Below are 22277 nucleotides of genomic sequence, written 5' to 3' on the forward strand. Positions count from 1 at the left end.
AAATGTATATGATAAAAACCGCTAATTTAGCGGTTTTTGTTTACTTAGTATGATGATGTCATCTCAAACTCAGTTTCGGCATTTAAAAATGCAGGTGCAACGCAAGCTTGCAGAAACATTACAACTGGCTGAACGTCACTTTCAACAGAAATTTCCTATTCCGACAATCAGTTATGATTTGCGAGGTGTAAAGGCCGGCGTTGCATACTTGCAGAAAAATGAGATTAAATTTAACCGCACTTTGCTACTCGAGAACTCAGATGAATTTATTCATCAGGTTGTTCCCCATGAATTAGCCCATCTTATTGTGTATCAAGTATTTGGTCGAGTGAAACCGCATGGACAGGAATGGCAAGCGGTGATGACACAGTTATTTAATCTTCCGGCTGATACTTGCCATAAATTCGATGTGGAAAGTGTACAGGGTAAAATGTTTGCTTATCAATGCGAATGTCAGACCCATTATTTAACGATTCGTCGGCATAATCGCATTCAACGAGATAAAATTGCCTATTTATGTCGAAAATGTCAGGGAAAATTGGTTTTTCATAGTGAAAATTCATAAGCAGTGTGGTATATTTCTAGTGTTTTCAATCAAATAACAGGGGTTATCCAATGAAAAAATCATTATTAGCTATCGTTGTTGGTGCATTAGCGGTTGCTTCAACTGCAAATGCAGGTTTATATGCAGAAGGTGATCTTGGTCTTTCAAGAACTAAATTAACCAATGGTGGTTCAAGCAAAACTAAAATTGAGCCACGTGTTGCAGTAGGTTACAAATTAGGTAATGTACGTGTAGCAGGTGATTATACACATCACGGTAACTTCCAAGGCACTAAAGTTCAAGGTTTAGGTGCGACAGTATTCTATGACTTCGATACCAACTCTCAAATTGAACCTTATGTTGGTGCCCGTCTTGCAGCTAACCGTTTCAAATTTGAAGACCGCGCAGACCAACGTTATAAAAGCTCTTCTGAAACCAAAGTGGGTTATGGTGTAGTTGCGGGTGCTAAATATAAATTAGCAGACAAAGTGTATGCAAATGGTGGTTTAGAATATAACCGTTTAGGTAGCTTTGACGATACTAAAGTGAATAACTATGGCGCTAAAGTGGGCGTAGGTTACGAATTCTAATTTCCCTTTTGAAAAGTGCGGTTGATTTTCACCGCACTTTTTCTTTTGGATGTATAAGTTTGTATAGGTTAATCTATTTGTGATTAATTCATGTAGCAGTTAAAATCCTCGTTCTAAATGAAATCGAGGATTTTTTATTTCTAGAGGTGAGAATATGATTATCGTTTATGGTATTAAAAACTGCGATACAGTAAAAAAAGCATTGAAGTGGCTAACTGAACATAATATTGAACATAAATTGTATGATTACCGTGTAGATGGATTAGATACTCAATTCTTACAACAAGCAGAAGCACAATTTGGTTGGGAAAATTTAGTCAATAAACGTAGTACAACGTGGCGTAATCTTGATGAAAATGTGAAAAATACACTCTCAAAATCCACCGTATTTTCGGTATTAGCTGAAAATCCAACGTTAATTAAACGTCCGATTATTTTGCAAGATGGTAAAGCATTGATTGGCTTCAACGAAAAAGAATATAGTGCAGCATTTGCTTAAAAGAGTAGTATTTCTTAGGAGTTTTTATGAAAGAAAAAGTGATTTCTTTGGCACAAGACCTCATTCGTCGCCCCTCTATTAGCCCAAATGATGAGGGCTCTCAGCAATTGATTGCTGAGCGTTTAGAAAAACTCGGCTTTCACATTGAATGGATGCCTTTCAACGATACGTTAAATTTATGGGCAAAGCATGGTAGTGGCGAGCCCGTTATCGCTTTTGCAGGGCATACCGATGTGGTGCCGACGGGAGATGAAACGCAATGGACTTATCCGCCATTTTCTGCCGAAATTGTGGATGATATGCTTTATGGTCGTGGTGCGGCAGATATGAAAGGCTCATTGGCAGCAATGATTGTGGCGGCAGAAGAATATGTGAAAGCTAATCCGAATCATAAAGGAACGATTGCTTTGTTGATTACTTCTGACGAAGAGGCTGCCGCGAAAGATGGCACAGTACGTGTTGTCGAAACGTTAATGGCGCGCGGTGAGAAAATTACTTATTGCATGGTAGGCGAGCCGTCTAGTTCAAAAACATTAGGCGATGTAGTCAAGAATGGTCGTCGTGGTTCGATTACGGGCAACCTATACATTCAAGGTATTCAAGGTCATGTAGCTTATCCTCATTTAGCGGAAAACCCCATTCACAAAGCAGCGCCGTTCTTACAGGAATTAACCACATATCAATGGGATAACGGCAACGAATTTTTCCCGCCGACCAGTTTGCAAATTGCGAATATTCATGCCGGCACAGGGAGTAATAATGTCATCCCTGGTGAGCTTTATGTGCAATTCAATTTACGTTATTGTACGGAAGTGACAGACGAAATTATTAAGCAGAAAGTGGCGGAAATGCTTGAAAAACATGGTTTGAAATACCGTATTGATTGGAATTTATCGGGTAAACCATTTTTAACGAAACCGGGTAAATTATTAGATGCATTAACGACGGCTATTGAGCAAACAACCGCTATTACACCGCAAGCAGAAACAGGCGGTGGCACCTCTGATGGGCGTTTTATTGCATTAATGGGCACTGAAGTGGTGGAATTTGGGCCGCTTAATGCAACGATTCATAAAGTGAATGAATGTGTCAGTGTAGATGATCTTGCCAAGTGCGGTCAGATTTATCATCAAATGTTAGTGAATTTATTGGACAAGTAAGATGAAATTAACGCCTGAAATGTTAACTGGCAAATCTCGTGAACATTTGATCAATTTGCCTACACCTCATTCTCCAAATCATTTTTTGCAAGCAGAGGCAATGAAAGCGTTTCAAGGATTGCAGCAAAGTGCGATCAAAAATGGCTTTAATTTGCAGCCCGCGAGTAGCTTTCGTGATTTTGAACGTCAACAACTCATTTGGAACGGTAAATTTAACGGCGAACGCAAAGTGCATGATGATGCGGGAAATCCATTAGATTTAGCGTCGTTCGATGATTGGCAAAAAGCACAAGCCATTTTACGTTGGTCAGCGCTTCCTGGGGGAAGTCGTCATCATTGGGGAACAGAAATCGATATTTTTGATCCTGATCTTTTGCCCCAAGGCCAATCATTACAACTTGAACCTTGGGAATATGAAAGCGGTGGCTATTTCTTTGAATTAAGTGAATTTCTCACTGAAAATCTACCGCACTTTGAGTTTGCTTTGCCGTTTATCAGCCAACCTGAAGGTAAAAAAGTGGGTCGAGAGCCTTGGCATATTAGCTATTTACCTTTAGCTGAACAGGCCTCACAATTATTTACGCCAGATGTGCTATTGCAAGTTTGGCAGCATGAAACCGTGGCAGGAAAAGAAACATTAATTATGCATTTGCCCGAGATTTTTGAGCAATATGTGGTTTAACAAAAAACGTAGCAAGTCGCTGCGTTTTTTATGGTTTGATTAATTCTTTTTATTCTTTTCCAAGGATTTATGTTGAATTTTCACATTCTTGCCTTTGGCTTGGAAATATTCTCCAATTTGTTGAGCGATATAAACAGAACGATGTTTACCACCCGTACAACCAATGGCAATGGTGAGATAGCTTCGATTATTTTGCTCTAACATCGGTAACCACGTTTCAATGTAATTACGCGTTTGGTAGATAAAATTATTTACTTCATCATGTGCAAGTAAAAATTGTGCAACAGGTTCATCAAGCCCCGTCATTGGACGAAGTTCTGGGTTCCAGTGTGGATTAGGTAGAAAACGCACATCGAAGACATAATCGGCATCAAGCGGAATACCATATTTAAAGCCAAACGACTCAACCACGATTTTAAGTTCTTTATCCGTATTACCGCGTAAAACTTCTCTTAATCGTTCAGATAACGAATGAGTAGAAAGTGGAGCGGTATCAATAATAAAATTAGCATGTTGAATTAAAGGCTCAAGCTGTTGATATTCTAGATCAATCGCTGATTCAAGTGGGAGATCTTGTGCTGAAAGTGGATGAAGACGACGTGAATCGCTGTAACGACGAATAAGTGTACTACGATCGCTGTCCAGAAAGATGATTTTGACGGAATAAGTGGCTTGAATATCTGTCAGAATCTTGTCTAAATCAGCACTTGAATGAGGGAGATTTCGAATATCGAGGCTGATGGCAACAGCCGTTTGAGTTTTGGCGAGAATATTGGTGAGTTGAGGAAGTAAATCGAGAGGGAGATTATCCACGCAATAATAGCCCATATCTTCCAAAGCTCGTAATGCGACAGATTTCCCCGCGCCGGAGCGACCGCTGATAATAATAATTTCCATCTGCGTGATTCCTTATGGTTAGTTGGTTAGGTTATACCTCTTGAGGTTCAATATTATCTAAATTTGTGTCGTCCTCAGATTCCTCTGAATGATCGGCACATTCAAAAATTTGCCAAATTTCATCCGCACTTTGTGCTGAACGAAGTTGTTTAATTAAGTTTTTATCAGTTAATTTTTCATTGAGTTCTGCCAGAACAGGAATATATTCTTGGCAGTGATTTTCGGGTACGAGCACAGCAAAAATGATATCTACCGGTTTATTATCGGCGGCATCATATTCGACAGGCGTTTCTAATTGCATAAATACCGTTAGGATCTTATCTGATACAGTAGCAGGTAACTTGGCTTTAGGCATAGCGACACCATTGCCTAATCCTGAATTACCTAATTTTTCTCGTTCAAATAAACATTCAAAACAAGCCTGTTCACCATTTTCGCAGTGAAGTTTTTCCACAACGAAAGCGGCAATGGATTCAAATAATCGTTTCTTGCTAGAAAAAGCAACCCCCTGACGAATATCATCAGGGGAGAGCAATGTCGTAAATTTCATAGGTTATAGTTTAAATTGTTCGCCTAAATAGACACGTTTAACGTGCTCATCATTCATGACTTCTTCTGGCGTGCCCGTCGCGATAATTTTCCCTTCACCAACAATGTAAGCGCGTTCACAGACATCAAGGGTTTCGCGTACGTTATGGTCGGTAATTAACACGCCTAAACCACGATTGCGGAGATCTGTGATGATTTTCTTAATATCCGTCACTGAAATTGGGTCTACACCTGCAAAAGGTTCATCTAATAAAATAAATTTTGGATTTGCTGCTAAGGCGCGTGCAATTTCCACACGACGACGTTCACCACCAGAAAGCGATTGTCCCAGGCTATCACGAATATGGCCAATATTGAACTCATCAATTAACTCATCCGCTCTCTCTCTGCGTTGTTCTGCAGTGAGATCTTTGCGAATTTCTAATACCGCCATAAGATTTTCATACACCGTTAAACGACGGAAAATAGAGGCTTCTTGTGGTAAATAGCCAATTCCTCGACGAGCACGTTCATGCATAGGTAATACGCTAATATCATCGCCATCAATGGTGATTTTTCCCTGATCATGACGTACTAAACCGACGACCATGTAGAAAGTAGTGGTTTTACCTGCACCATTTGGACCAAGTAGGCCAACAATTTCATTGGAGTTTACGGTTAAACTCACATCAGAAACCACTTTTCGGCTTTTATAGCTTTTTGCGAGGAATTCAGCTTGTAATACAGACATCGGTTATTTTTTACCTTTTTGTTGTAATTGGGTTGGAATTAAGACGGTTTGCACGCGTGATTTTCCATTACCATTGGCTTTTAACTGTTGTTTTTTCACATCATAAGTGATGCGTTCACCGTTAATTTTGCTATCTAATTGTTTTAATTCTGCATTACCGGTCAATGTTAAGAATTCAGTACCTAAATCGTAGTGAACTTTATTCGCTCTACCGTCAACAGGCTTACCATCATCAAGTTGTTGGTGGAAGGTAACAGGGCTACCAAATGCTTCAACAGTTTCTTTTTTACCTGAATTTTCTGGTGGGCGAGTAATAACCACTTTATTGGCTTTAATCAAAATGGAACCTTGCGTAATTACAACGTTATCCGTAAAGGTTACGACGCTGTTTTCCATATCTAAAGATTGATTATCTGAGACGATATTAATCGGTTTATTGGTATCATCTTTTAACGCAAAAGCAGACAAAGAAGTCATCATTAAAGCCGTTAAAAGCAGAATTTTATTGTTTGTTGATTTCATAATATGTTTTTACCTGTTCCTTTAGAGTTGCAACTTGCTGACGTAAATTTCCGACGAGCTTCAATCCGCTAGAGTTAAAGTTTAATCCGTTAATTTTTACTTGTGTATCGGAAGTAATGTCTTGTGTTTTTAAATTAATCACTGCGGCTTCAGTCTCAACACGTTGTAGGCGAGATAAAGGATCAAGGCTCTCGGCAACCACACCACCTTCAAGATAGAGCATTTGATCTTTCGTTAATTTTGCCTTTTTCGCGCTAAGTTTCCAATTTTGTTTTCCTGATTGAATTTTATCGGTTTTTGCTTCTTTATCTTTATTGTCCAAAGAGACATCAAAAAGATAGACTAACGGCGAAATAAAATCCGTATGACCGTCTTGTGTGTAATATTCCACTTTGTCGGAAATCGCGAGATATTGTTTTTTGCCTTCAGGCGAGAATACAGTGGTTTCCATTTTATTACCGACGTATTCTGGGCTATCAGGCTTTTTAATGAGGCTTTGTAAATCGCTATGATCTTGATTAAGCGAATAATACCAGCCCAATAAAGCAAGAGCGATGACACCTAAAATAATATTCCAACGAATATTCATAAATAACGTTTTTTCCTTATTAAAAGGGTAGCTAATCATAGCACTTTTTTGACACAAAGTGCGGTCAAAAATAGCTGTATTTTAGTCTTCTAAAATAAGTGTTTTTAAGATCTGATAAATCTCTCTATAAGCTTTTGACGGCTTATTTTGTTCCTTCTCTTTTTGTGCTACACGAATCAAATTACGTAATTGTTGGCGATCCGCAGAAGGATGTTCATTTAACAAATCAGTCAGTGCTGCATCACCTTTCGCAACCAATTCATCACGTAAGATTTCCAATTTATGCAACATCGCTTGCTGCTGATTATGTTTATTTTCAATTTTTTCTAAAGCTTCACGAATAGGCTCTGCATCAATTGAGCGTAAGAGCTTACCAATATATTGTAATTGGCGACGACGTGCCTCTTTTTGCAGACGTTGCGCTAATTCAATGGCATCTTTTAAGCTATCGTCTAGTGGAACCTTAGTCAGATTTGCTTTGGTTAAGTTCACCAATTTCTCGCCGAGCTGTTTTAAATCCTCAGCGTCACGTTTGATTTCACTTTTGCTTACCCAAATAATCTCTTCTTGGTCTTCATCTTCCCAATCAAAGGCTTCTTTTTTCTTACGTTTTGCCATTCTGTTACCTTATGAAAAATTTGGTGCATTTTAGCATAAACTTTCAAAATAAGATAAAATGGCGCAAATTTTTAATAGGATTATCACCATGAAAACAGCAGAAAATTTAACCGCACTTTTAAAATCTCAAGAGCAAACATTGCGTGATGCAGTCAGTTTTGCGATTGAAACCGCAAAGAAAGCGGGCGCCACCGCTGAAGTTGGCGTGACAAAAGTGAGTGGTTTATCGGTTTCCACCCGTCTGCAAGAGATTGAAAATGTTGAATTTACTAACGATGGGGCATTAGGTATTTCCGTTTATTTAGGCCAACAAAAAGGTAATGCCTCTACTTCAGATTTAAGTGAAGAAGCGATTAAAAACACCGTTGAAGCAGCACTTGCCATTGCAAAATATACCTCGCCAGATGATTGCACAGGGCTAGCAGATAAAGAACTAATCGCTTTTGAAGCGCCCGATTTAGCACTTTATCATGGCGCAAATGTTGATGTTGAACAGGCTACAAAATTAGCTTTAGAGGCTGAAAAATCAGCGTTGGAATACGATGCTAAAATTGTGAATAGTAATGGAGCAAGCTTTAATTCGCATACAGGCGTGCGTGTTTATGGCAATACACACGGCATGCTACAAAGTTACTTATCTAGCCGTTATTCTTTATCTTGTTCGGTGATTGGCGGCGAGTTAGATCAGCTTGAAAATGACTACGAATATACGGTTTCACGTGAGTTTGATGCGCTTTCTTCAGCGGATTGGGTGGGGCAGAATTGTGCGAAAAAAGTGATCGCGCGTTTAAATCCACAAAAATTAACAACACGTGAAGAGCCCGTGATTTTCTTAAATGATGTGGCAACTGGATTAATCTCTCATTTAACGGGGGCGATTAGTGGCGGCAGCTTATATCGTAAATCCAGTTTCTTGCTCGATCATCTTGGAAAACAAGTATTGCCAGATTGGTTCCAAATTAGTGAGCGTCCGCATTTGTTAAAACGTTTAGCCTCCACGCCTTTTGACAGCGAAGGAGTGCGAACACAAGATCTTGAAATTATTCAAGATGGCGTGTTGCAAACCTATTTGCTCACCAGTTACAGCGGTAGAAAAATGGGCATGCAAAGTACTGGTCATGCAGGTGGTATTCACAACTGGCTTGTAAAACCAAATTTAACGGGGGGATTGACCGCACTTTTACGTCAAATGGACACTGGTTTATTGGTTACTGATGTCATGGGGCAAGGCGTAAATATTGTGACCGGGGATTATTCCCGTGGTGCAGCCGGTTTCTGGGTGGAAAATGGCGAAATCCAATATCCAGTTGCTGAAATTACCATTGCCGGTCAATTACAAGATATGTTGAAAAATATTGTGGCAGTAGCAGATGATGTTGAGCATCGATCCAATATCCAAACTGGTTCAATCTTACTCGACAAGATGAAAATCTCAGGGAATTAATAAATTTATAAAAATGATAATAATTCTTATTGACAGATATTTTCTTTCTGCTACTATACACACATCTGTTTCGTAGCGATTGCAGGTTGCTTCAACAGGTAGAGTAGAAAGTAAATTCGTTAGGGTTAAAAAGGCTGAAGGTTTAAACTTCGGCCTTTTTTATTGTAGAATACGCAAACGATTAAATTAAAAAGGAAAGACCATGAAAAAACACCACGTCGATATTATGATTTCAGAAGCGGATGTCCGTAGTCGCATAGCTGAACTTGGCGCGGAAATTACGCATTTTTATCAACAAAAAGCCATTGATAAACTGATTGTTGTCGGGCTTTTACGTGGTTCATTTATGTTCATGGCCGATCTTGTGCGTGAATTAAAATTACCGGTAGAAGTGGAGTTTATGACCACTTCAAGCTATGGGAGCGGAATGACAAGTAATCACGATGTGAAAATTACGAAAGATCTTGAAGGTGATATTCGTAATGAACATGTGCTGATTGTTGAGGATATTATTGATACGGGGTACACCCTTGAAAAAGTGCGTGGTATTTTAAATTTACGTGATCCTGCAAGCTTGGCGATTTGTACCTTGTTAGATAAACCTTCTCGTCGAGAAGTTGAAGTACCTGTTGAATGGATTGGTTTTTCTATTCCGGATGAATTTGTTGTCGGCTATGGTATTGATTACGCTCAACGTTATCGTAATCTAGGCTATATTGGTAAAGTGGTTATAGACGAATAATTTATTTTTCAATAAAAAGAGCGGTCAAAATTCACAGAGATTTTTGACCGCTCTTTGTTTGTTAAGATTAGCGTTTTGCTTTTTTGATAAACTTCATCAAGCGTTTACGTTTACGTAATTGGTTTGGTGTGAGTTTATTTTTTCTACCCGCGAATGGGTTTGAACCTTCTTGGAATAGCAAGCGAATTGGCGAACCAATAATTTTCAAACTCTTACGATAATAATTAGATAAATAACGTTTGTATGAATCCGGTAATTTATCCATTTGGTTACCATGCACCACAATAATCGGTGGATTATAGCCGCCTGGGTGAGCGTATTTTAATTTAATGCGACGTCCGCCAATCATTGGTGGTTGATGCTCATCCGTTGCCATTTGTAAAATACGGGTGAGAAGGGAAGTCGTCATTTTTTGTGTCGCACAAGCATAAGCTTCTTTAATCGAATCAAAAAGATTACCCACGCCACTGCCGTGTAAAGCAGAAATAAAATGCACACGAGCAAAGTCGATGAAATCAAGACGGCGATCTAATTCGGATTTGACGCGATCTTTCACATTTTGATCTAAGCCATCCCATTTATTTACGACGATCACGAGCGAACGACCAGCATTTAAGATAAAGCCAAGCAGAGAGAGATCTTGGTCTGAAATATTTTCGCGCGCATCAATTGTGAGTAATACCACGTTTGCATCTTGAATCGCTTGTAATGTTTTGATGACAGAGAATTTCTCAACGGCTAAATGCACTTTGCCACGTTTACGCACACCTGCTGTATCAATCAAGGTGTATTGCTGACCATCGCGTTCCATTGGAATATAGATACTGTCGCGTGTTGTACCTGGCATATCGTAAACCACCACGCGATCTTCACCTAAAATACGATTGGTTAATGTCGATTTACCAACGTTTGGACGGCCTACAATCGCAATTTTGATATTTTTATCTTGTTCGTCTTCAAGCTCTTCGTCTAATGCCTCATCAATTAATGACGTATCTTCTTCTGAATCGAAGTCAAATTCGTGATCCCATTCATCTTTTTCTTCTTCATCAGAAGTGCGGTCATTTTCAGCTTCATTTTCTTGTAATTTTTCCGCTAAAGGGGCAAGTACTTGCTCCATCAACTGGGTCACACCACGGCCTTGTGATGCGGCAATTTGTTCAATTTCACCTAAGCCTAATTGATAGAATTCTGCACAGTGTGAATCTGCATCAATACCATCAGTTTTATTTGCCACCACGACGGTTGTTTTATTAGTGCGTTGGCGTAAGTAGTTGGCAATACCAATGTCTGCTGCCGTTAAACCTGCGCGCGCATCCACTAAGAAAAGCACGACATCGGCTTCTTCAATCGCTAATAAGGATTGTTCTGCCATTTTTTCTTCAACGCCTTCTTCTGTGCCATCAATACCGCCGGTATCGATCACTATGAAATCATAGCCAGAAATATTGGCATGACCGTATTTACGATCTCGGGTTAAACCAGGGAAGTCTGCGACAAGCGCATCGCGAGTACGAGTTAAACGGTTGAATAGGGTGGATTTACCTACGTTTGGGCGACCCACTAAGGCAACGACAGGAGTTGTCATAAAAAATATCTCTGTAAAGTGTAAATTGGGTTAATTATAGCGAATGTTGGCTGGCAGGTAAAATTCGGGCATAAAAAAAGCACCTTCTGGTGCTTTATTATCTCGGCTTAATTGGCGGAATGGACGGGACTCGAACCCGCGACCCCCTGCGTGACAGGCAGGTATTCTAACCAGCTGAACTACCACTCCGTGAGTATATTAAGACAAGTTTTAAATTGGCGGAATGGACGGGACTCGAACCCGCGACCCCCTGCGTGACAGGCAGGTATTCTAACCAGCTGAACTACCACTCCGCTAAGTGCTGGGTATAATAATGATGAACGTTAAAACCGTCAATCTTTTTTTTCTTTTTTATGTTTATCTGATTAATAGATAACCGATTAATGTGAGGTTTCATCACCCGTACGAATCGACCAAAAACATTTGCCATCGCTTTTTTTATTGACCAATTTAATGAAATCTAAATGAGCTTGGAGTTCATCATCGGTGGGTTGTAACACTTTTAAATTTTGCGAAAAATTGACCGCACTTTGAAGATCTTGCATATTGGTACCAGCTTGGATAATTGGGCTATCCGCATGGTCTTCATCAAATAGGCTAGTTTGCCCGCCTGTCATGGATAAATAAACGTCGGCTAAAATCTCCGCATCCAGTAACGCGCCGTGGAGTGTGCGTTTGCTGTTATCAATGCCTAAACGATCACACAAGGCATCTAAGCTATTACGTTTCCCCGGGTACATTTGGCGCGCCATTTGCAACGTATCGGTGACGAGGCAAATGTCGGTTGTTTTGATATCTAACCCGAGTTTACGGAATTCATAGTCCATAAAGCCCACGTCGAAGGGGGCGTTGTGAATCAGTAGTTCGGCACCACGAATGTATTCAATAAAGTCTTGTGCAATCGTTTTGAAATCCGGTTTATCCGCCAGCATTTCATCTGTAATACCATGAACTTTAATGGCATCAGGATCAACCAAACGATCCGGTTTAATATAAATATGAAAATTATTGCCCGTATATTTACGGTTGATCATTTCCACCGCGCCAATTTCAATAATGCAATGTCCTTCGTAATGCGCACCAATTTGGTTCATACCGGTGGTTTCAGTATCCAGTACAATTTGGCGATCCGGATTTATCATTGTTCTACCTATTTGTTTCCTTTAAAATACAGTCTATTTTACACAAGCTCGAATTAGTTATGCAAAAACAGATTGAAATTTTTACGGATGGATCTTGCCTAGGCAACCCGGGAGCCGGTGGCATAGGGATTGTCCTGCGCTATAAACAGCATGAAAAACATATTTCAAAAGGGTATTTCAAAACTACCAATAATCGCATGGAATTACGAGCAGTGATTGAGGCCTTAAATAGCTTGAAAGAGCCTTGCCATGTGACGCTTTATAGCGACAGCCAATATATGAGAAATGGCATTACACAATGGATTTACAATTGGAAGAAAAACAATTGGAAAGCCAGCACGGGCAAAGCGGTAAAAAATCAGGATTTATGGATTGCATTAGATCAGGCAATTCAAACCCATAACATTGATTGGCAGTGGGTGAAAGGCCATTCTGGCCATCGTGAAAATGAAATTTGTGATGAATTAGCCAAACAAGGCGCAGAAAACCCAACTTTAGAAGATATTGGTTACGAAGGCTAGTCTGCACCTGGTTTTAACGTGCGGTTATTCTTGATAACGAATTAAACCTTCCTGCTGTGTGGTGGCAATTAATGTGCCATCTGCAGCAAAAATTTGTCCTCTCGCTAAACCTCGTCCCGCAAAAGCATTGTTACTTTCAATAGCATGTAAGTGCCAATTATTTAAATTGAAAGGGCGGTGGAACCAAATACTATGGTCGATCGTAGCCACTTTCATCCCTTTCTGTAAAAAGCCTTTCCCATGTGGGTGAAGTGCGGTCAAAATACAGTGGAAATCAGAAAAATACGCTAAGAGACATTGTTGTGTCTGCAAATCTAATGGCGCTTCGCCATTGGTTTTAAACCAAGCATATTGTTCAGGTGGCAGTTCACGACCATCAAATGGATTGTTCAAATATCGGCTATGAATCTGAAATGGTCGCTCTTGAGCAAATTTTTCACTCAAGCTTTCAGGTAAAGTCTGCGCCACTTTTAACATGATTTCGTGTTCATCAATACATTGCTCAGGGCCTGGTACTTGTGGCATAGCGGATTGATGATCGAAACCTTCTTCAGGTATTTGAAATGAGGCGGTGACGTGGCAAATCACATTTTTATGCTGAATCGCTTTTACGCGTAATGCAGAGAAGTTGCGACCTTCACGTAAGGTTTCCACATCGTAAATAATCGGGTATTGGCTGTCGCCCGGCGCTAAAAAGTAAGCATGGCAGGAATGAAGTACGCGCTCCGGTGGTGCAACTTGCATCGCTGCAGAAAGAGATTGCGCCACGACTTGGCCACCAAACACTTGGCGAAAACCTAAGTCTTCACTTGCACCACGAAAGATAAGATCATCAATTTTTTCTAGTTTTAACAATTCGATGAGTTGATTTAATTTATCCGACATTGTTTTTTCCTTTTATAAATACAAAAAGACCGCATAGTTATGCGGTCTGAAGTGTTTTATACGTTAAAGCGGAAGTGCATGACATCACCATCTTGGACGATGTAGTCTTTGCCTTCTAAGCGCCATTTACCTGCTTCTTTTGCACCATTTTCACCTTTGAATTGGATGAAGTCATCGTAAGCAATCACTTCTGCACGGATGAAGCCTTTTTCAAAGTCTGTGTGGATGACAGCTGCTGCTTTAGGGGCGGTTGCACCAACAGAAACCGTCCATGCGCGTACTTCTTTCACACCCGCAGTGAAGTAGGTTTGAAGATTTAATAAGGCATAACCAGCACGAATTACACGGTTTAAGCCAGGTTCTTCAATGCCAAGATCTTGTAAGAATTCGATTTTTTCATCGTCATCAAGTTCAGCAATTTCTGCTTCAATCGCCGCACATACAGGCACCACAACAGAGCCTTCTTTTTCTGCAAACTCACGTACTTTGTCTAAATATGGGTTGTTTTCAAAACCGTCTTCATTTACGTTCGCAATGTACATAGTTGGTTTTAATGTGAGGAAGTTATAGCTTTTAATCGCCAATAATTCATCTTTATCCAATTCAACAGAACGAATCATGCCTGCTTCAGAAAGTACAGGAAGGATTTTTTCCATCACAGACAGCTCAAATTTCGCGTCTTTATCACCGCCTTTAGCACGTTTTTGTAAACGTTGGATTGCACGTTCGCAGCTGTCTAAGTCAGCAAGGGCTAATTCGGTATTGATGGTTTCGATATCGCTTAATGGATCGATTTTACCCGCAACGTGCACGATGTCATCATTTTCAAAACAACGAACAACATGACCAATTGCATCAGTTTCACGGATGTTAGCTAAGAATTTATTCCCTAAGCCTTCACCTTTACTTGCACCCGCAACCAAACCAGCGATATCCACAAACTCCATGGTGGTTGGCAACACACGTTCAGGTTTAACAATTTCCGCTAACGCATCTAAACGCGGATCTGGCATTGGTACCACGCCAGTATTGGGTTCGATTGTACAGAACGGATAGTTTGCCGCTTCGATACCGGCTTTGGTTAATGCATTAAAAAGGGTAGATTTACCGACGTTTGGCAAACCAACGATACCACATTTAAATCCCATGATGTTTTCCTTATTGTGAGCGTAAGTGCGGTTAAAATTTATGGTATTTTTTACCGAACTTTGAGTTAAATTTTAAAACTGTTTAAGCGATTGGTGGCTTTCACCATGCCTTCTTTGAAAAGCAATTCAATGCAATCGGTGGCTTCGTCTAACGCTTTATCGAGTGCTTCTCTTTCTGCAGGCGCAGGTTTGTTAAGCACAAAACCTGAAACTAAATCACGGTGTCCAGGATGACCAATACCAATGCGTAAACGATAGAAATTGTTGCTGTTACCAAGTTGAGCTACGATATCTTTTAAGCCATTATGTCCGCCATGTCCGCCACCTTGTTTTAATTTTACGGTGCCTGGCGGTAAGTCTAATTCATCGTGTAGCACTAAAATTTCTTCTGGTTTTATACGATAAAAATTAGCAAGTGCGCCTACCGCTTTTCCACTTAAATTCATAAATGTCGTTGGCACTAAAAAACGGACTTCTTTGCCATTAATTAGCGTTTTTCCTACGTAACCGAAGAATTTATTTTCTGCATTAAGCGAAACATTAAAGCGACGAGCCAAACGCTCAATCAACCATTCACCTGCATTGTGGCGGGTTTCCGCATATTTATCGCCGGGGTTTCCCAGCCCCACGATGAGTTTAATTTCAGACATAGTTTTCTGCTTAAATAAAAATAGTGGCGTATTGTAGCGAAAAAGGGCTAATTTCTCAATCTATAAGGCTAAGACTAAAACACCTGAGAGAATTAATAGACTGCCCATAACTAATTTCATACTTAAAGGTTCGCCTAACAATACTACGCCTAAAATAATGGCAATCACGACACTGAGTTTATCAATGGGAGCAACCCAAGAGGCGGGCGCCATTTGCAACGCACGATAATAACAAAGCCAAGATAGACCTGTAGCAACACCGGAAAGAATTAAAAAGGTGAGTGGTTTTGCAGCAATATGTTGTGGCAGTTGCCATTCGTTACGTGCGCTAATGATACCTGCTGTAACGAGTAACACCACAATTGTACGGATAAAGGTCGCGAGATTACTGTTAATGCCTTCAACCCCTAATTTGCCTAAAATAGCGGTAAGTCCAGCGAAAAAGGCTGAACCAATAGCAAAAAATACCCAATTCATGATGTGCTCCTATTTTATCGTTAATATTGACCGCACTTTTCCGCTATAATAACGGAAAACTCATTAAGACAGAATAAGACATGAAACAAATTAATATTGAAATCGCTTATGCCTTGCCGGATCGCTATTATTTGAAGTCCTTCAAAGTGGATGAAGGTACGATGATCCAAACGGCTATTTTACAATCAGACATTTTACAACAATTTACCGAGATCGATTTGCGTGAAAATAAAGTGGGGATTTATTCCCGTCTAGCCAAATTAACGGATCAGTTAAAAGATGGTGATCGTATTGAAATTTACCGTCCATTGTTAGCGGATCCGAAAGAAATTCGTCGTAAACGTGCAGCAGAGCAAGCCAAAGCCGCACAAGAAAAAGCCCAACAAGAAAAACAGGAAAAGGAGTAAAAAATGACCGCACTTTCCAACCAATATTGTCTGCTAGATGGCATTACCCCTGAAATTTTCCTGCGTGATTATTGGCAGAAAAAGCCATTGATTATTCGTAATGGTTTGCCTGAAATTGTTGGACAATTCGAGCCTGAGGATATTATCGAATTAGCACAAGGCGAAGATGTGACCGCACGTTTGGTAAAAACCTTTTCAGATGATAATTGGAAAGTGTTTTTTAGTCCGTTATCTGAAGAAGATTTTGCAGATGTACCCGAGAAATGGTCGGTGCTCGTCCAAAATCTAGAACAATGGAGTACAGAACTCGGTCAGCTTTGGAATAAGTTTGGCTTTATTCCACAATGGCAACGTGACGATATTATGGTGTCCTATGCACCTAAAGGCGGTTCCGTTGGTAAACATTACGATGAATATGATGTGTTCTTGGTACAAGGCTATGGTCATCGCCGTTGGCAGTTAGGTAAATGGTGTGATTCATCCACTGAATTTAAACCGAATCAGCCGATTCGTATTTTTGACGATATGGGTGAATTGGTGATTGATGAAGTGATGAACCCGGGAGATATTCTTTATATTCCAGCTCGCATGTCGCATTATGGTGTGGCTGAAGATGATTGTTTGACCTTCTCTTTTGGTTTGCGCTACCCGAATTTATCGGACATTCTCGATAACGTGAATAAAGCGTTTTGTCATCAAGATCCTGAATTGAATTTAAGCGAATTCCAATTACCGTTACGCTTAACGCAAGCGGAGCAGAGCACGGGCAAGTTGGCAGATGAAAATATCCAGGCAATGAAAAAACAATTCTTAGCGAATTTGGCTGAGTCAGAAGCCTTTGATGCCTTGTTCAAACAAGCCGTAGCCAGTACAGTGAGTTCACGTCGCTATGAAATGTTGGTATCCGATGAAATGTCCGATCCTGACGAGGTGCGGTCAATTTTAGAAGAGGAACAAGGTGTGTTAATGCAGGACAATAACTGCAAATTACTTTACACCGAAAATCCGCTCCGCATTTATGCTAATGGCGAATGGTTGGATGAAGTGAATGTTATTGAAGCAGAAGTATTGAAACGTCTTTCCGATGGTGAAGCGCTAGATTGGGCATTCTTAAATAATTTAGTGAATGATACAGAAGATCCTGAAAGTACAATCGAATTATTGCTCGATTCGATTTGTAACTGGTTAGATGACGGTTGGGTGTTGATTGAATAATGTCTGAAAACATTTACTCCGTTTCCCAGCTTAACAGCGCAGCCCGCCAAATGCTAGAAGGGAATTTTTCACAGATTTGGCTTACAGGGGAGATTTCTAATTTCACTCAACCAGTGTCTGGGCATTGGTATTTAACTCTGAAAGATGAAAATGCCCAAGTTCGCGGTGCGATGTTCCGCATGAAAAATTTGCGGGTGGGATTTCGTCCGCAAAATGGTATGCAGGTCTTGGTGCGGGCGAATGTCAGTTTATATGAGCCTCGTGGTGATTATCAGCTGATTATTGAATCCATGCACCCTGCTGGCGAAGGATTGTTGCAACAGCAATTTGAAGCGCTAAAAATGAAATTGGCGGCTGAAGGGTTGTTTGCACAAAACTTGAAGAAAAGCTTGCCGGATTTTGCTAAAGCAGTGGGCATTGTTACCTCTTCGACTGGCGCTGCTTTACAAGATATTCTGCATATTTTGGCTCGCCGAGATCCCAGTTTAAAAGTGGTGATTTATCCAACGGCAGTGCAAGGCAAAGAAGCAACGGCTGAAATCGTCCAAATGATTGAACTCGCTAATGCACGTCAAGAAGTGGATGTATTGATTGTCGGCCGTGGTGGTGGTTCTTTAGAAGATCTTTGGTGCTTTAATGAAGAAGAAGTGGCACGTGCGATTTTTCGTTCTAATTTACCCATTATCAGTGCAGTCGGTCACGAAACGGATGTCACTATCGCCGATTTTGTGGCTGATTTACGTGCGCCGACACCCTCTGCGGCGGCGGAGTTAGTGAGTCGTAATCAGCAGGAGTTACTTCAACAGTTAGCTTATAAGCAACAGCGCTTGGAGATGGCGTTGGATCGTATTTTTAGTCATCAACAACAGCGCTTACAACAGTTACGTTTACGCCTGCAAAACCAACATCCGCAAAATCAATTATTGATGCAAAAAGCCAAAACGGAGCAATTACATCATCGTCTCTTGTTAGCGATGCAGCGTCAAATGGATAAAACGCAGCAAAAATTAACCGCACTTTCAGCGCGCTTAAAACAAAATCCGTTGCCTTATCGATTGCAAAAACAATCCCAATATTTAGCTCAGTTACAAGTGCGGTTAAATTTAGGGGCGAATCGTCAAGTCACGGAGCGTCAAAATAAATTGGCGACATTGTGTGGCAAGTTAGATGGATTAAGCCCATTAAAAGTATTAGCTCGAGGATATTCCATCGCGGAAGATGCCAAAGGACATGCCATTGTGAGTGTGAAACAAGTCAAAACAGGCGATACGATTAAAACTAAGGTGGCTGATGGGGAAATTACCAGCCGCGTTTGTTAATTTAAATAAATTTTTAATGTAAACCTATGATGAATAAGAAATCATCATAGGTTTTCTTTTTTTGTGACCGGCTTCAAAGTTTCGACAAAAAAATAGAGGGTTCAGTTTTTTTTATTTTTTTATGGGAGTATTATGCGACCTCGATACTAGGAGAGTAATGATGTCAGAAATTCAACAGTTTAGTCAGCATGATATAGAAGTTCTTAATGAAGAAACTGTTTATAAAGGTTTTTTTACACTTAAGAAAGTACAGTTTAAACATAAGCTTTTTGCCGGTGGCGAAAGTGGTGTAGTGACGCGTGAATTATTGGTCAAAGGTGCCGCTTCTGCAGTGATTGCTTACGATCCGGAAGAAGATGCAGTGGTTTTAGTTGAGCAAGTACGTATTGGTGCATATCAACCTGAATCAGCTCGTTCCCCTTGGTTATTAGAATTGATCGCCGGGATGGTAGAAGAGGGGGAACAACCTGAAGAAGTCGCTTTGCGTGAAAGTGAAGAGGAAGCAGGCGTATCCGTTCAAGATCTCACACATTGTTTAAGCGTGTGGGATAGCCCGGGCGGTGTCGTCGAACGTATTCATTTGTTTGTCGGTCGAGTAGATAGCTCGCAAGCTAAGGGACTTCATGGTTTAGCTGAAGAGAATGAAGACATTCGTGTTCATGTGGTGAAACGTGAGCAAGCCTATCAATGGATGTGTGATGGCAAAATTGATAATGGCATTGCAGTAATGGGCTTGCAATGGCTTCAATTAAATTACGCCAAATTGCAGCAACGCTGGCAATAGGAGTCCCATGAACAATAGATTTGAATACGAACCCGCAAATGAAATCGTCAAATTATTACAAATTACCGATCCTCATTTGTTTAAAGATACAAACAAAGAATTATTAGGTATCAACACGCACGAAAGTTTTTCTCAGGTGTTAAAAGAAATTCAGTTGGAGTCTTTTGAGTATGATGTCGTGCTTGCAACGGGGGATTTGGTACAAGATAGTAGCGACGAAGGCTATCTGCGATTTGTTGAAATGGTTAAACCGTTAAATAAATGGGTATTTTGGCTTCCGGGTAATCATGATTTCCAACCCAAAATGGTCGAACATTTAAGCCAACCGCCGATTAACGCGTCAAAACATTTACTTCTAGGTAAACATTGGCAAGTGATTTTGTTAGATAGCCAAGTATCTGGTGTGCCTCATGGTGAATTGAGCGCTTATCAGTTAGATTGGTTAAAAACAAAATTAGCTGAAAATCCAGCGCGTCATAGCTTAGTCGTATTGCATCATCATTTATTACCAACGAATTCAGCATGGCTTGATCAGCATAACTTGCGTAATGCACATAGCTTCTCAGCCGTTCTTGCTCAATTCAACAATGTAAAAGGGATTTTATACGGGCATATTCATCAACAGGTTGATGGCTATTGGCAGGGTTATCAAACCATGGCAACGCCAGCGACTTGTATTCAATTTAAGCCGGATAGCAATCATTTTGCGTTAGATACCTTACAACCAGGCTGGCGTGAAATTGAACTACACCCAGATGGACGAATTGAAACGAGAGTAAAACGAATCAAACAAAAAACATTCCTACCGAATATGGAGGAAGAAGGATACTAAACAAAGTGCGGTTAAAATTCAGGTGATTTTAACCGCACTTTTTCTATACCGAAATGGGTAAAAGTCCATTTTACACTAGCCAGAATTCCCACAAATCTGTACAATAGCCGACCGATTTTATCTTTTTACTAATCTTTATTTTTAAGCAATATGACGCAAAAATTACATATTAAAACATGGGGCTGTCAGATGAATGAATACGATTCATCAAAAATGGCCGATCTTCTCTTAAATACACATGGTTTGGAATTGACAGATATTCCTGAAGAAGCAGATGTGTTACTTCTTAACACCTGTTCTATCCGTGAAAAAGCACAAGAAAAAGTGTTCCATCAGTTAGGTCGTTGGAAAGAATTAAAAAAACAAAATCCAAACCTAGTTATCGGTGTGGGCGGTTGTGTGGCTTCACAAGAAGGTGAACATATTCGTCATCGTGCACCTTACGTGGATATCGTATTTGGTCCGCAAACTTTACATCGCCTACCAGAAATGATTAACCAAATTCGTGGCGGTAAAAGTTCGGTGGTGGATGTCAGTTTCCCTGAAATTGAGAAATTTGACCGCTTACCAGAGCCTCGCGCAGAAGGTCCAACTGCATTTGTGTCTATTATGGAGGGCTGTAATAAATATTGTACTTACTGCGTGGTGCCTTATACCCGTGGTGAAGAAGTCAGCCGTCCTGTTGATGATGTGTTATTTGAAATTGCACAGTTGGCTGATCAAGGTGTACGTGAAATCAATTTATTAGGCCAAAATGTAAATGCGTATCGTGGTCCGACATTTGATGGCGGTATCTGTACATTTGCGGAATTATTGCGCTTAGTGGCATCTATTGACGGTATCGACCGTTTACGTTTTACCACCAGCCACCCCATCGAATTTACTGACGATATTATTGACGTGTATCGCGACACGCCTGAGTTGGTGGACTTCGTACACTTGCCGGTACAAGCTGGTTCTGACCGTATTTTAACCATGATGAAACGAGGTCATACCGCGTTAGAATATAAATCGATCATTCGTAAATTACGTGCAGTTCGTCCAAATATTCAAATCAGCTCAGATTTCATTGTTGGCTTCCCGGGGGAAACCAAGGAAGAGTTTGAACAAACAATGAATCTCATCGCGCAAGTGAACTTTGATATGAGCTTCAGCTTTATCTATTCCGCGCGCCCAGGCACACCTGCAGCAGATATGCCAGATGATGTCACTGAAGAAGAGAAAAAACAACGTCTCTATCTTTTACAAGAGCGTATTAACCAACAAGCAGCACAATATAGCCGTCGTATGCTTGGCACAGAGCAACGTGTATTGGTAGAAGGGCCATCTAAGAAAGATATTATGGAATTAACAGGACGTACTGAAAACAACCGTATTGTGAATTTCCAAGGCTCACCAGATATGATCGGTAAGTTTGTCGATATCAAGATTACCGATGTTTATACTAACTCTCTACGTGGTGAAGTGGTGCGTACTGAAGACCAAATGGGATTACGTATTGCACAATCTCCGCAAGAAGTGATGAACCGCACTCGTAAAGAGGATGAATTAGGCGTAGGACGTTATCACGGCTAATCATTTAAAATGAATATGGATAAGTAACCGTACGAAAGTGCGGTTATTTTTTTATGTGTTTTTTAGAAAAGAGAGTAGGAAAGTGTTTATCCTAAATTTTAGGCATAAAAAAACACCCGTTAAGGTGCTGATTTAAAGTGGTGGGTCGTGAAGGATTCGAACCTTCGA

The 22277-nt window shown here is 40.4% G+C and carries 26 protein-coding genes and 2 tRNA genes; 14 read left to right on the forward strand and 14 right to left on the reverse strand.

What is annotated here, in order from left to right; translation table 11 throughout:
• Positions 1 to 49 precede the first annotated feature (49 nt).
• The 5 genes from HMPREF3279_RS08345 (at position 50) to HMPREF3279_RS08365 (ending at position 3475) form a co-directional block, all read left to right on the forward strand.
• Positions 50 to 565, forward strand: a complete 516-nt coding sequence (locus HMPREF3279_RS08345; protein ID WP_070868846.1) for a SprT family zinc-dependent metalloprotease — start codon at positions 50 to 52, stop codon at positions 563 to 565.
• Positions 566 to 615: 50 nt separating this feature from the next.
• Entirely contained in the window at positions 616 to 1134 is a 519-nt protein-coding gene (locus HMPREF3279_RS08350; RefSeq protein WP_070868847.1) for an opacity family porin, read from the forward strand.
• Positions 1135 to 1288: 154 nt separating this feature from the next.
• Positions 1289 to 1633, forward strand: coding sequence for an ArsC family reductase (locus HMPREF3279_RS08355; RefSeq protein ID WP_070868848.1), 345 nt, complete (start codon positions 1289 to 1291; stop codon positions 1631 to 1633).
• Between the two features lie 26 nt (positions 1634 to 1659).
• A complete protein-coding gene (gene dapE / locus HMPREF3279_RS08360; RefSeq protein ID WP_070868849.1) occupies positions 1660 to 2793 on the forward strand; it encodes a succinyl-diaminopimelate desuccinylase in 1134 nt (377 codons plus the stop codon).
• A gap of 1 nt (position 2794) precedes the next feature.
• The gene (locus HMPREF3279_RS08365; protein ID WP_070868850.1) at positions 2795 to 3475 is read left to right on the forward strand and encodes a M15 family metallopeptidase; all 681 of its coding nucleotides are present in this window, start codon (positions 2795 to 2797) and stop codon (positions 3473 to 3475) included.
• Between the two features lie 39 nt (positions 3476 to 3514).
• Here HMPREF3279_RS08365 and rapZ read toward each other — a convergent pair whose 3' ends face one another.
• The 6 genes from rapZ to yjgA all read right to left on the reverse strand — a co-directional run bounded on the left by rapZ (position 3515) and on the right by yjgA (position 7380).
• Positions 3515 to 4372 (reverse strand): RNase adapter RapZ, encoded by an 858-nt coding sequence (gene rapZ / locus HMPREF3279_RS08370; RefSeq protein ID WP_014065069.1) that lies wholly within the window; start codon positions 4370 to 4372, stop codon positions 3515 to 3517.
• 31 nt (positions 4373 to 4403) lie between these two features.
• Entirely contained in the window at positions 4404 to 4922 is a 519-nt protein-coding gene (gene ptsN / locus HMPREF3279_RS08375; protein WP_070868851.1) for a PTS IIA-like nitrogen regulatory protein PtsN, read from the reverse strand.
• 3 nt (positions 4923 to 4925) lie between these two features.
• Positions 4926 to 5651: an LPS export ABC transporter ATP-binding protein gene (gene lptB / locus HMPREF3279_RS08380; protein WP_005696470.1), complete on the reverse strand. Its 726-nt coding sequence runs from the start codon at positions 5649 to 5651 to the stop codon at positions 4926 to 4928.
• Between the two features lie 3 nt (positions 5652 to 5654).
• Positions 5655 to 6173 carry a lipopolysaccharide transport periplasmic protein LptA gene (gene lptA / locus HMPREF3279_RS08385; RefSeq protein ID WP_005696469.1) on the reverse strand — a complete coding sequence of 173 codons (519 nt, stop codon included), beginning with the start codon at positions 6171 to 6173 and terminating at the stop codon, positions 5655 to 5657.
• Positions 6154 to 6762, reverse strand: a complete 609-nt coding sequence (lptC, locus tag HMPREF3279_RS08390) for an LPS export ABC transporter periplasmic protein LptC (RefSeq protein WP_070868852.1) — start codon at positions 6760 to 6762, stop codon at positions 6154 to 6156. The genes lptA and lptC overlap by 20 nt, the downstream gene beginning before the upstream one ends.
• An 81-nt stretch (positions 6763 to 6843) precedes the next feature.
• Entirely contained in the window at positions 6844 to 7380 is a 537-nt protein-coding gene (yjgA, locus tag HMPREF3279_RS08395) for a ribosome biogenesis factor YjgA (protein WP_070868853.1), read from the reverse strand.
• A gap of 88 nt (positions 7381 to 7468) precedes the next feature.
• On the opposite strand from yjgA, the gene pmbA reads away from it, so the two are divergent.
• Together pmbA and hpt are read left to right on the forward strand one after the other, a co-directional pair.
• Positions 7469 to 8824 (forward strand): metalloprotease PmbA, encoded by a 1356-nt coding sequence (gene pmbA / locus HMPREF3279_RS08400; protein ID WP_070868854.1) that lies wholly within the window; start codon positions 7469 to 7471, stop codon positions 8822 to 8824.
• A gap of 202 nt (positions 8825 to 9026) precedes the next feature.
• The gene (gene hpt, locus HMPREF3279_RS08405) at positions 9027 to 9566 is read left to right on the forward strand and encodes a hypoxanthine phosphoribosyltransferase (RefSeq protein ID WP_005696465.1); all 540 of its coding nucleotides are present in this window, start codon (positions 9027 to 9029) and stop codon (positions 9564 to 9566) included.
• A gap of 67 nt (positions 9567 to 9633) precedes the next feature.
• Here hpt and der read toward each other — a convergent pair whose 3' ends face one another.
• The 4 genes from der to dnaQ all read right to left on the reverse strand — a co-directional run bounded on the left by der (position 9634) and on the right by dnaQ (position 12296).
• On the reverse strand, positions 9634 to 11154 hold the full coding sequence (der, locus tag HMPREF3279_RS08410) for a ribosome biogenesis GTPase Der (RefSeq protein WP_070868855.1): 1521 nt from the start codon (positions 11152 to 11154) through the stop codon (positions 9634 to 9636).
• Between the two features lie 112 nt (positions 11155 to 11266).
• Positions 11267 to 11343 (reverse strand) — tRNA-Asp (locus HMPREF3279_RS08415).
• A 27-nt stretch (positions 11344 to 11370) separates the two neighbouring features.
• Positions 11371 to 11447: transfer RNA gene (locus HMPREF3279_RS08420), tRNA-Asp, on the reverse strand.
• Positions 11448 to 11534: 87 nt separating this feature from the next.
• Positions 11535 to 12296, reverse strand: coding sequence for a DNA polymerase III subunit epsilon (gene dnaQ, locus HMPREF3279_RS08425; RefSeq protein WP_070868856.1), 762 nt, complete (start codon positions 12294 to 12296; stop codon positions 11535 to 11537).
• Between the two features lie 59 nt (positions 12297 to 12355).
• On the opposite strand from dnaQ, the gene rnhA reads away from it, so the two are divergent.
• Positions 12356 to 12817, forward strand: coding sequence for a ribonuclease HI (gene rnhA / locus HMPREF3279_RS08430; RefSeq protein ID WP_070868857.1), 462 nt, complete (start codon positions 12356 to 12358; stop codon positions 12815 to 12817).
• A gap of 24 nt (positions 12818 to 12841) precedes the next feature.
• On the opposite strand, the gene tesB is transcribed toward rnhA, so the two are convergent.
• The 4 genes from tesB to HMPREF3279_RS08450 all read right to left on the reverse strand — a co-directional run bounded on the left by tesB (position 12842) and on the right by HMPREF3279_RS08450 (position 15977).
• Positions 12842 to 13702, reverse strand: coding sequence for an acyl-CoA thioesterase II (tesB, locus tag HMPREF3279_RS08435; RefSeq protein ID WP_070868858.1), 861 nt, complete (start codon positions 13700 to 13702; stop codon positions 12842 to 12844).
• Positions 13703 to 13758: 56 nt separating this feature from the next.
• The gene (gene ychF, locus HMPREF3279_RS08440) at positions 13759 to 14850 is read right to left on the reverse strand and encodes a redox-regulated ATPase YchF (RefSeq protein ID WP_049355809.1); all 1092 of its coding nucleotides are present in this window, start codon (positions 14848 to 14850) and stop codon (positions 13759 to 13761) included.
• Between the two features lie 65 nt (positions 14851 to 14915).
• Positions 14916 to 15500 (reverse strand): aminoacyl-tRNA hydrolase, encoded by a 585-nt coding sequence (gene pth, locus HMPREF3279_RS08445; protein WP_014065080.1) that lies wholly within the window; start codon positions 15498 to 15500, stop codon positions 14916 to 14918.
• Between the two features lie 60 nt (positions 15501 to 15560).
• A complete protein-coding gene (locus HMPREF3279_RS08450) occupies positions 15561 to 15977 on the reverse strand; it encodes an EamA family transporter (protein ID WP_049381608.1) in 417 nt (138 codons plus the stop codon).
• Between the two features lie 80 nt (positions 15978 to 16057).
• Between HMPREF3279_RS08450 and HMPREF3279_RS08455 the strand changes: the two genes are divergently transcribed.
• The 6 genes from HMPREF3279_RS08455 to miaB all read left to right on the forward strand — a co-directional run bounded on the left by HMPREF3279_RS08455 (position 16058) and on the right by miaB (position 22109).
• Complete coding sequence (locus HMPREF3279_RS08455) at positions 16058 to 16384, forward strand: RnfH family protein (protein ID WP_070868859.1); 327 nt, start codon at positions 16058 to 16060, stop codon at positions 16382 to 16384.
• 3 nt (positions 16385 to 16387) lie between these two features.
• Positions 16388 to 17599, forward strand: a complete 1212-nt coding sequence (locus HMPREF3279_RS08460) for a ribosomal protein uL16 3-hydroxylase (protein ID WP_070868860.1) — start codon at positions 16388 to 16390, stop codon at positions 17597 to 17599.
• Complete coding sequence (gene xseA / locus HMPREF3279_RS08465; protein WP_070868861.1) at positions 17599 to 18918, forward strand: exodeoxyribonuclease VII large subunit; 1320 nt, start codon at positions 17599 to 17601, stop codon at positions 18916 to 18918. Before HMPREF3279_RS08460 ends, xseA begins: the two co-directional genes overlap by 1 nt.
• Positions 18919 to 19078: 160 nt before the next feature.
• The gene (gene nudF / locus HMPREF3279_RS08470) at positions 19079 to 19702 is read left to right on the forward strand and encodes an ADP-ribose diphosphatase (RefSeq protein ID WP_070868862.1); all 624 of its coding nucleotides are present in this window, start codon (positions 19079 to 19081) and stop codon (positions 19700 to 19702) included.
• 7 nt (positions 19703 to 19709) lie between these two features.
• Entirely contained in the window at positions 19710 to 20534 is an 825-nt protein-coding gene (cpdA, locus tag HMPREF3279_RS08475) for a 3',5'-cyclic-AMP phosphodiesterase (protein ID WP_070868863.1), read from the forward strand.
• Positions 20535 to 20684: 150 nt separating this feature from the next.
• The gene (gene miaB / locus HMPREF3279_RS08480; protein WP_049370138.1) at positions 20685 to 22109 is read left to right on the forward strand and encodes a tRNA (N6-isopentenyl adenosine(37)-C2)-methylthiotransferase MiaB; all 1425 of its coding nucleotides are present in this window, start codon (positions 20685 to 20687) and stop codon (positions 22107 to 22109) included.
• The last annotated feature ends 168 nt before the right edge of the window (positions 22110 to 22277 follow it).

This window comes from Haemophilus sp. HMSC71H05 (assembly GCF_001838635.1).
GTDB lineage: Bacteria > Pseudomonadota > Gammaproteobacteria > Enterobacterales > Pasteurellaceae > Haemophilus_D > Haemophilus_D parainfluenzae_R.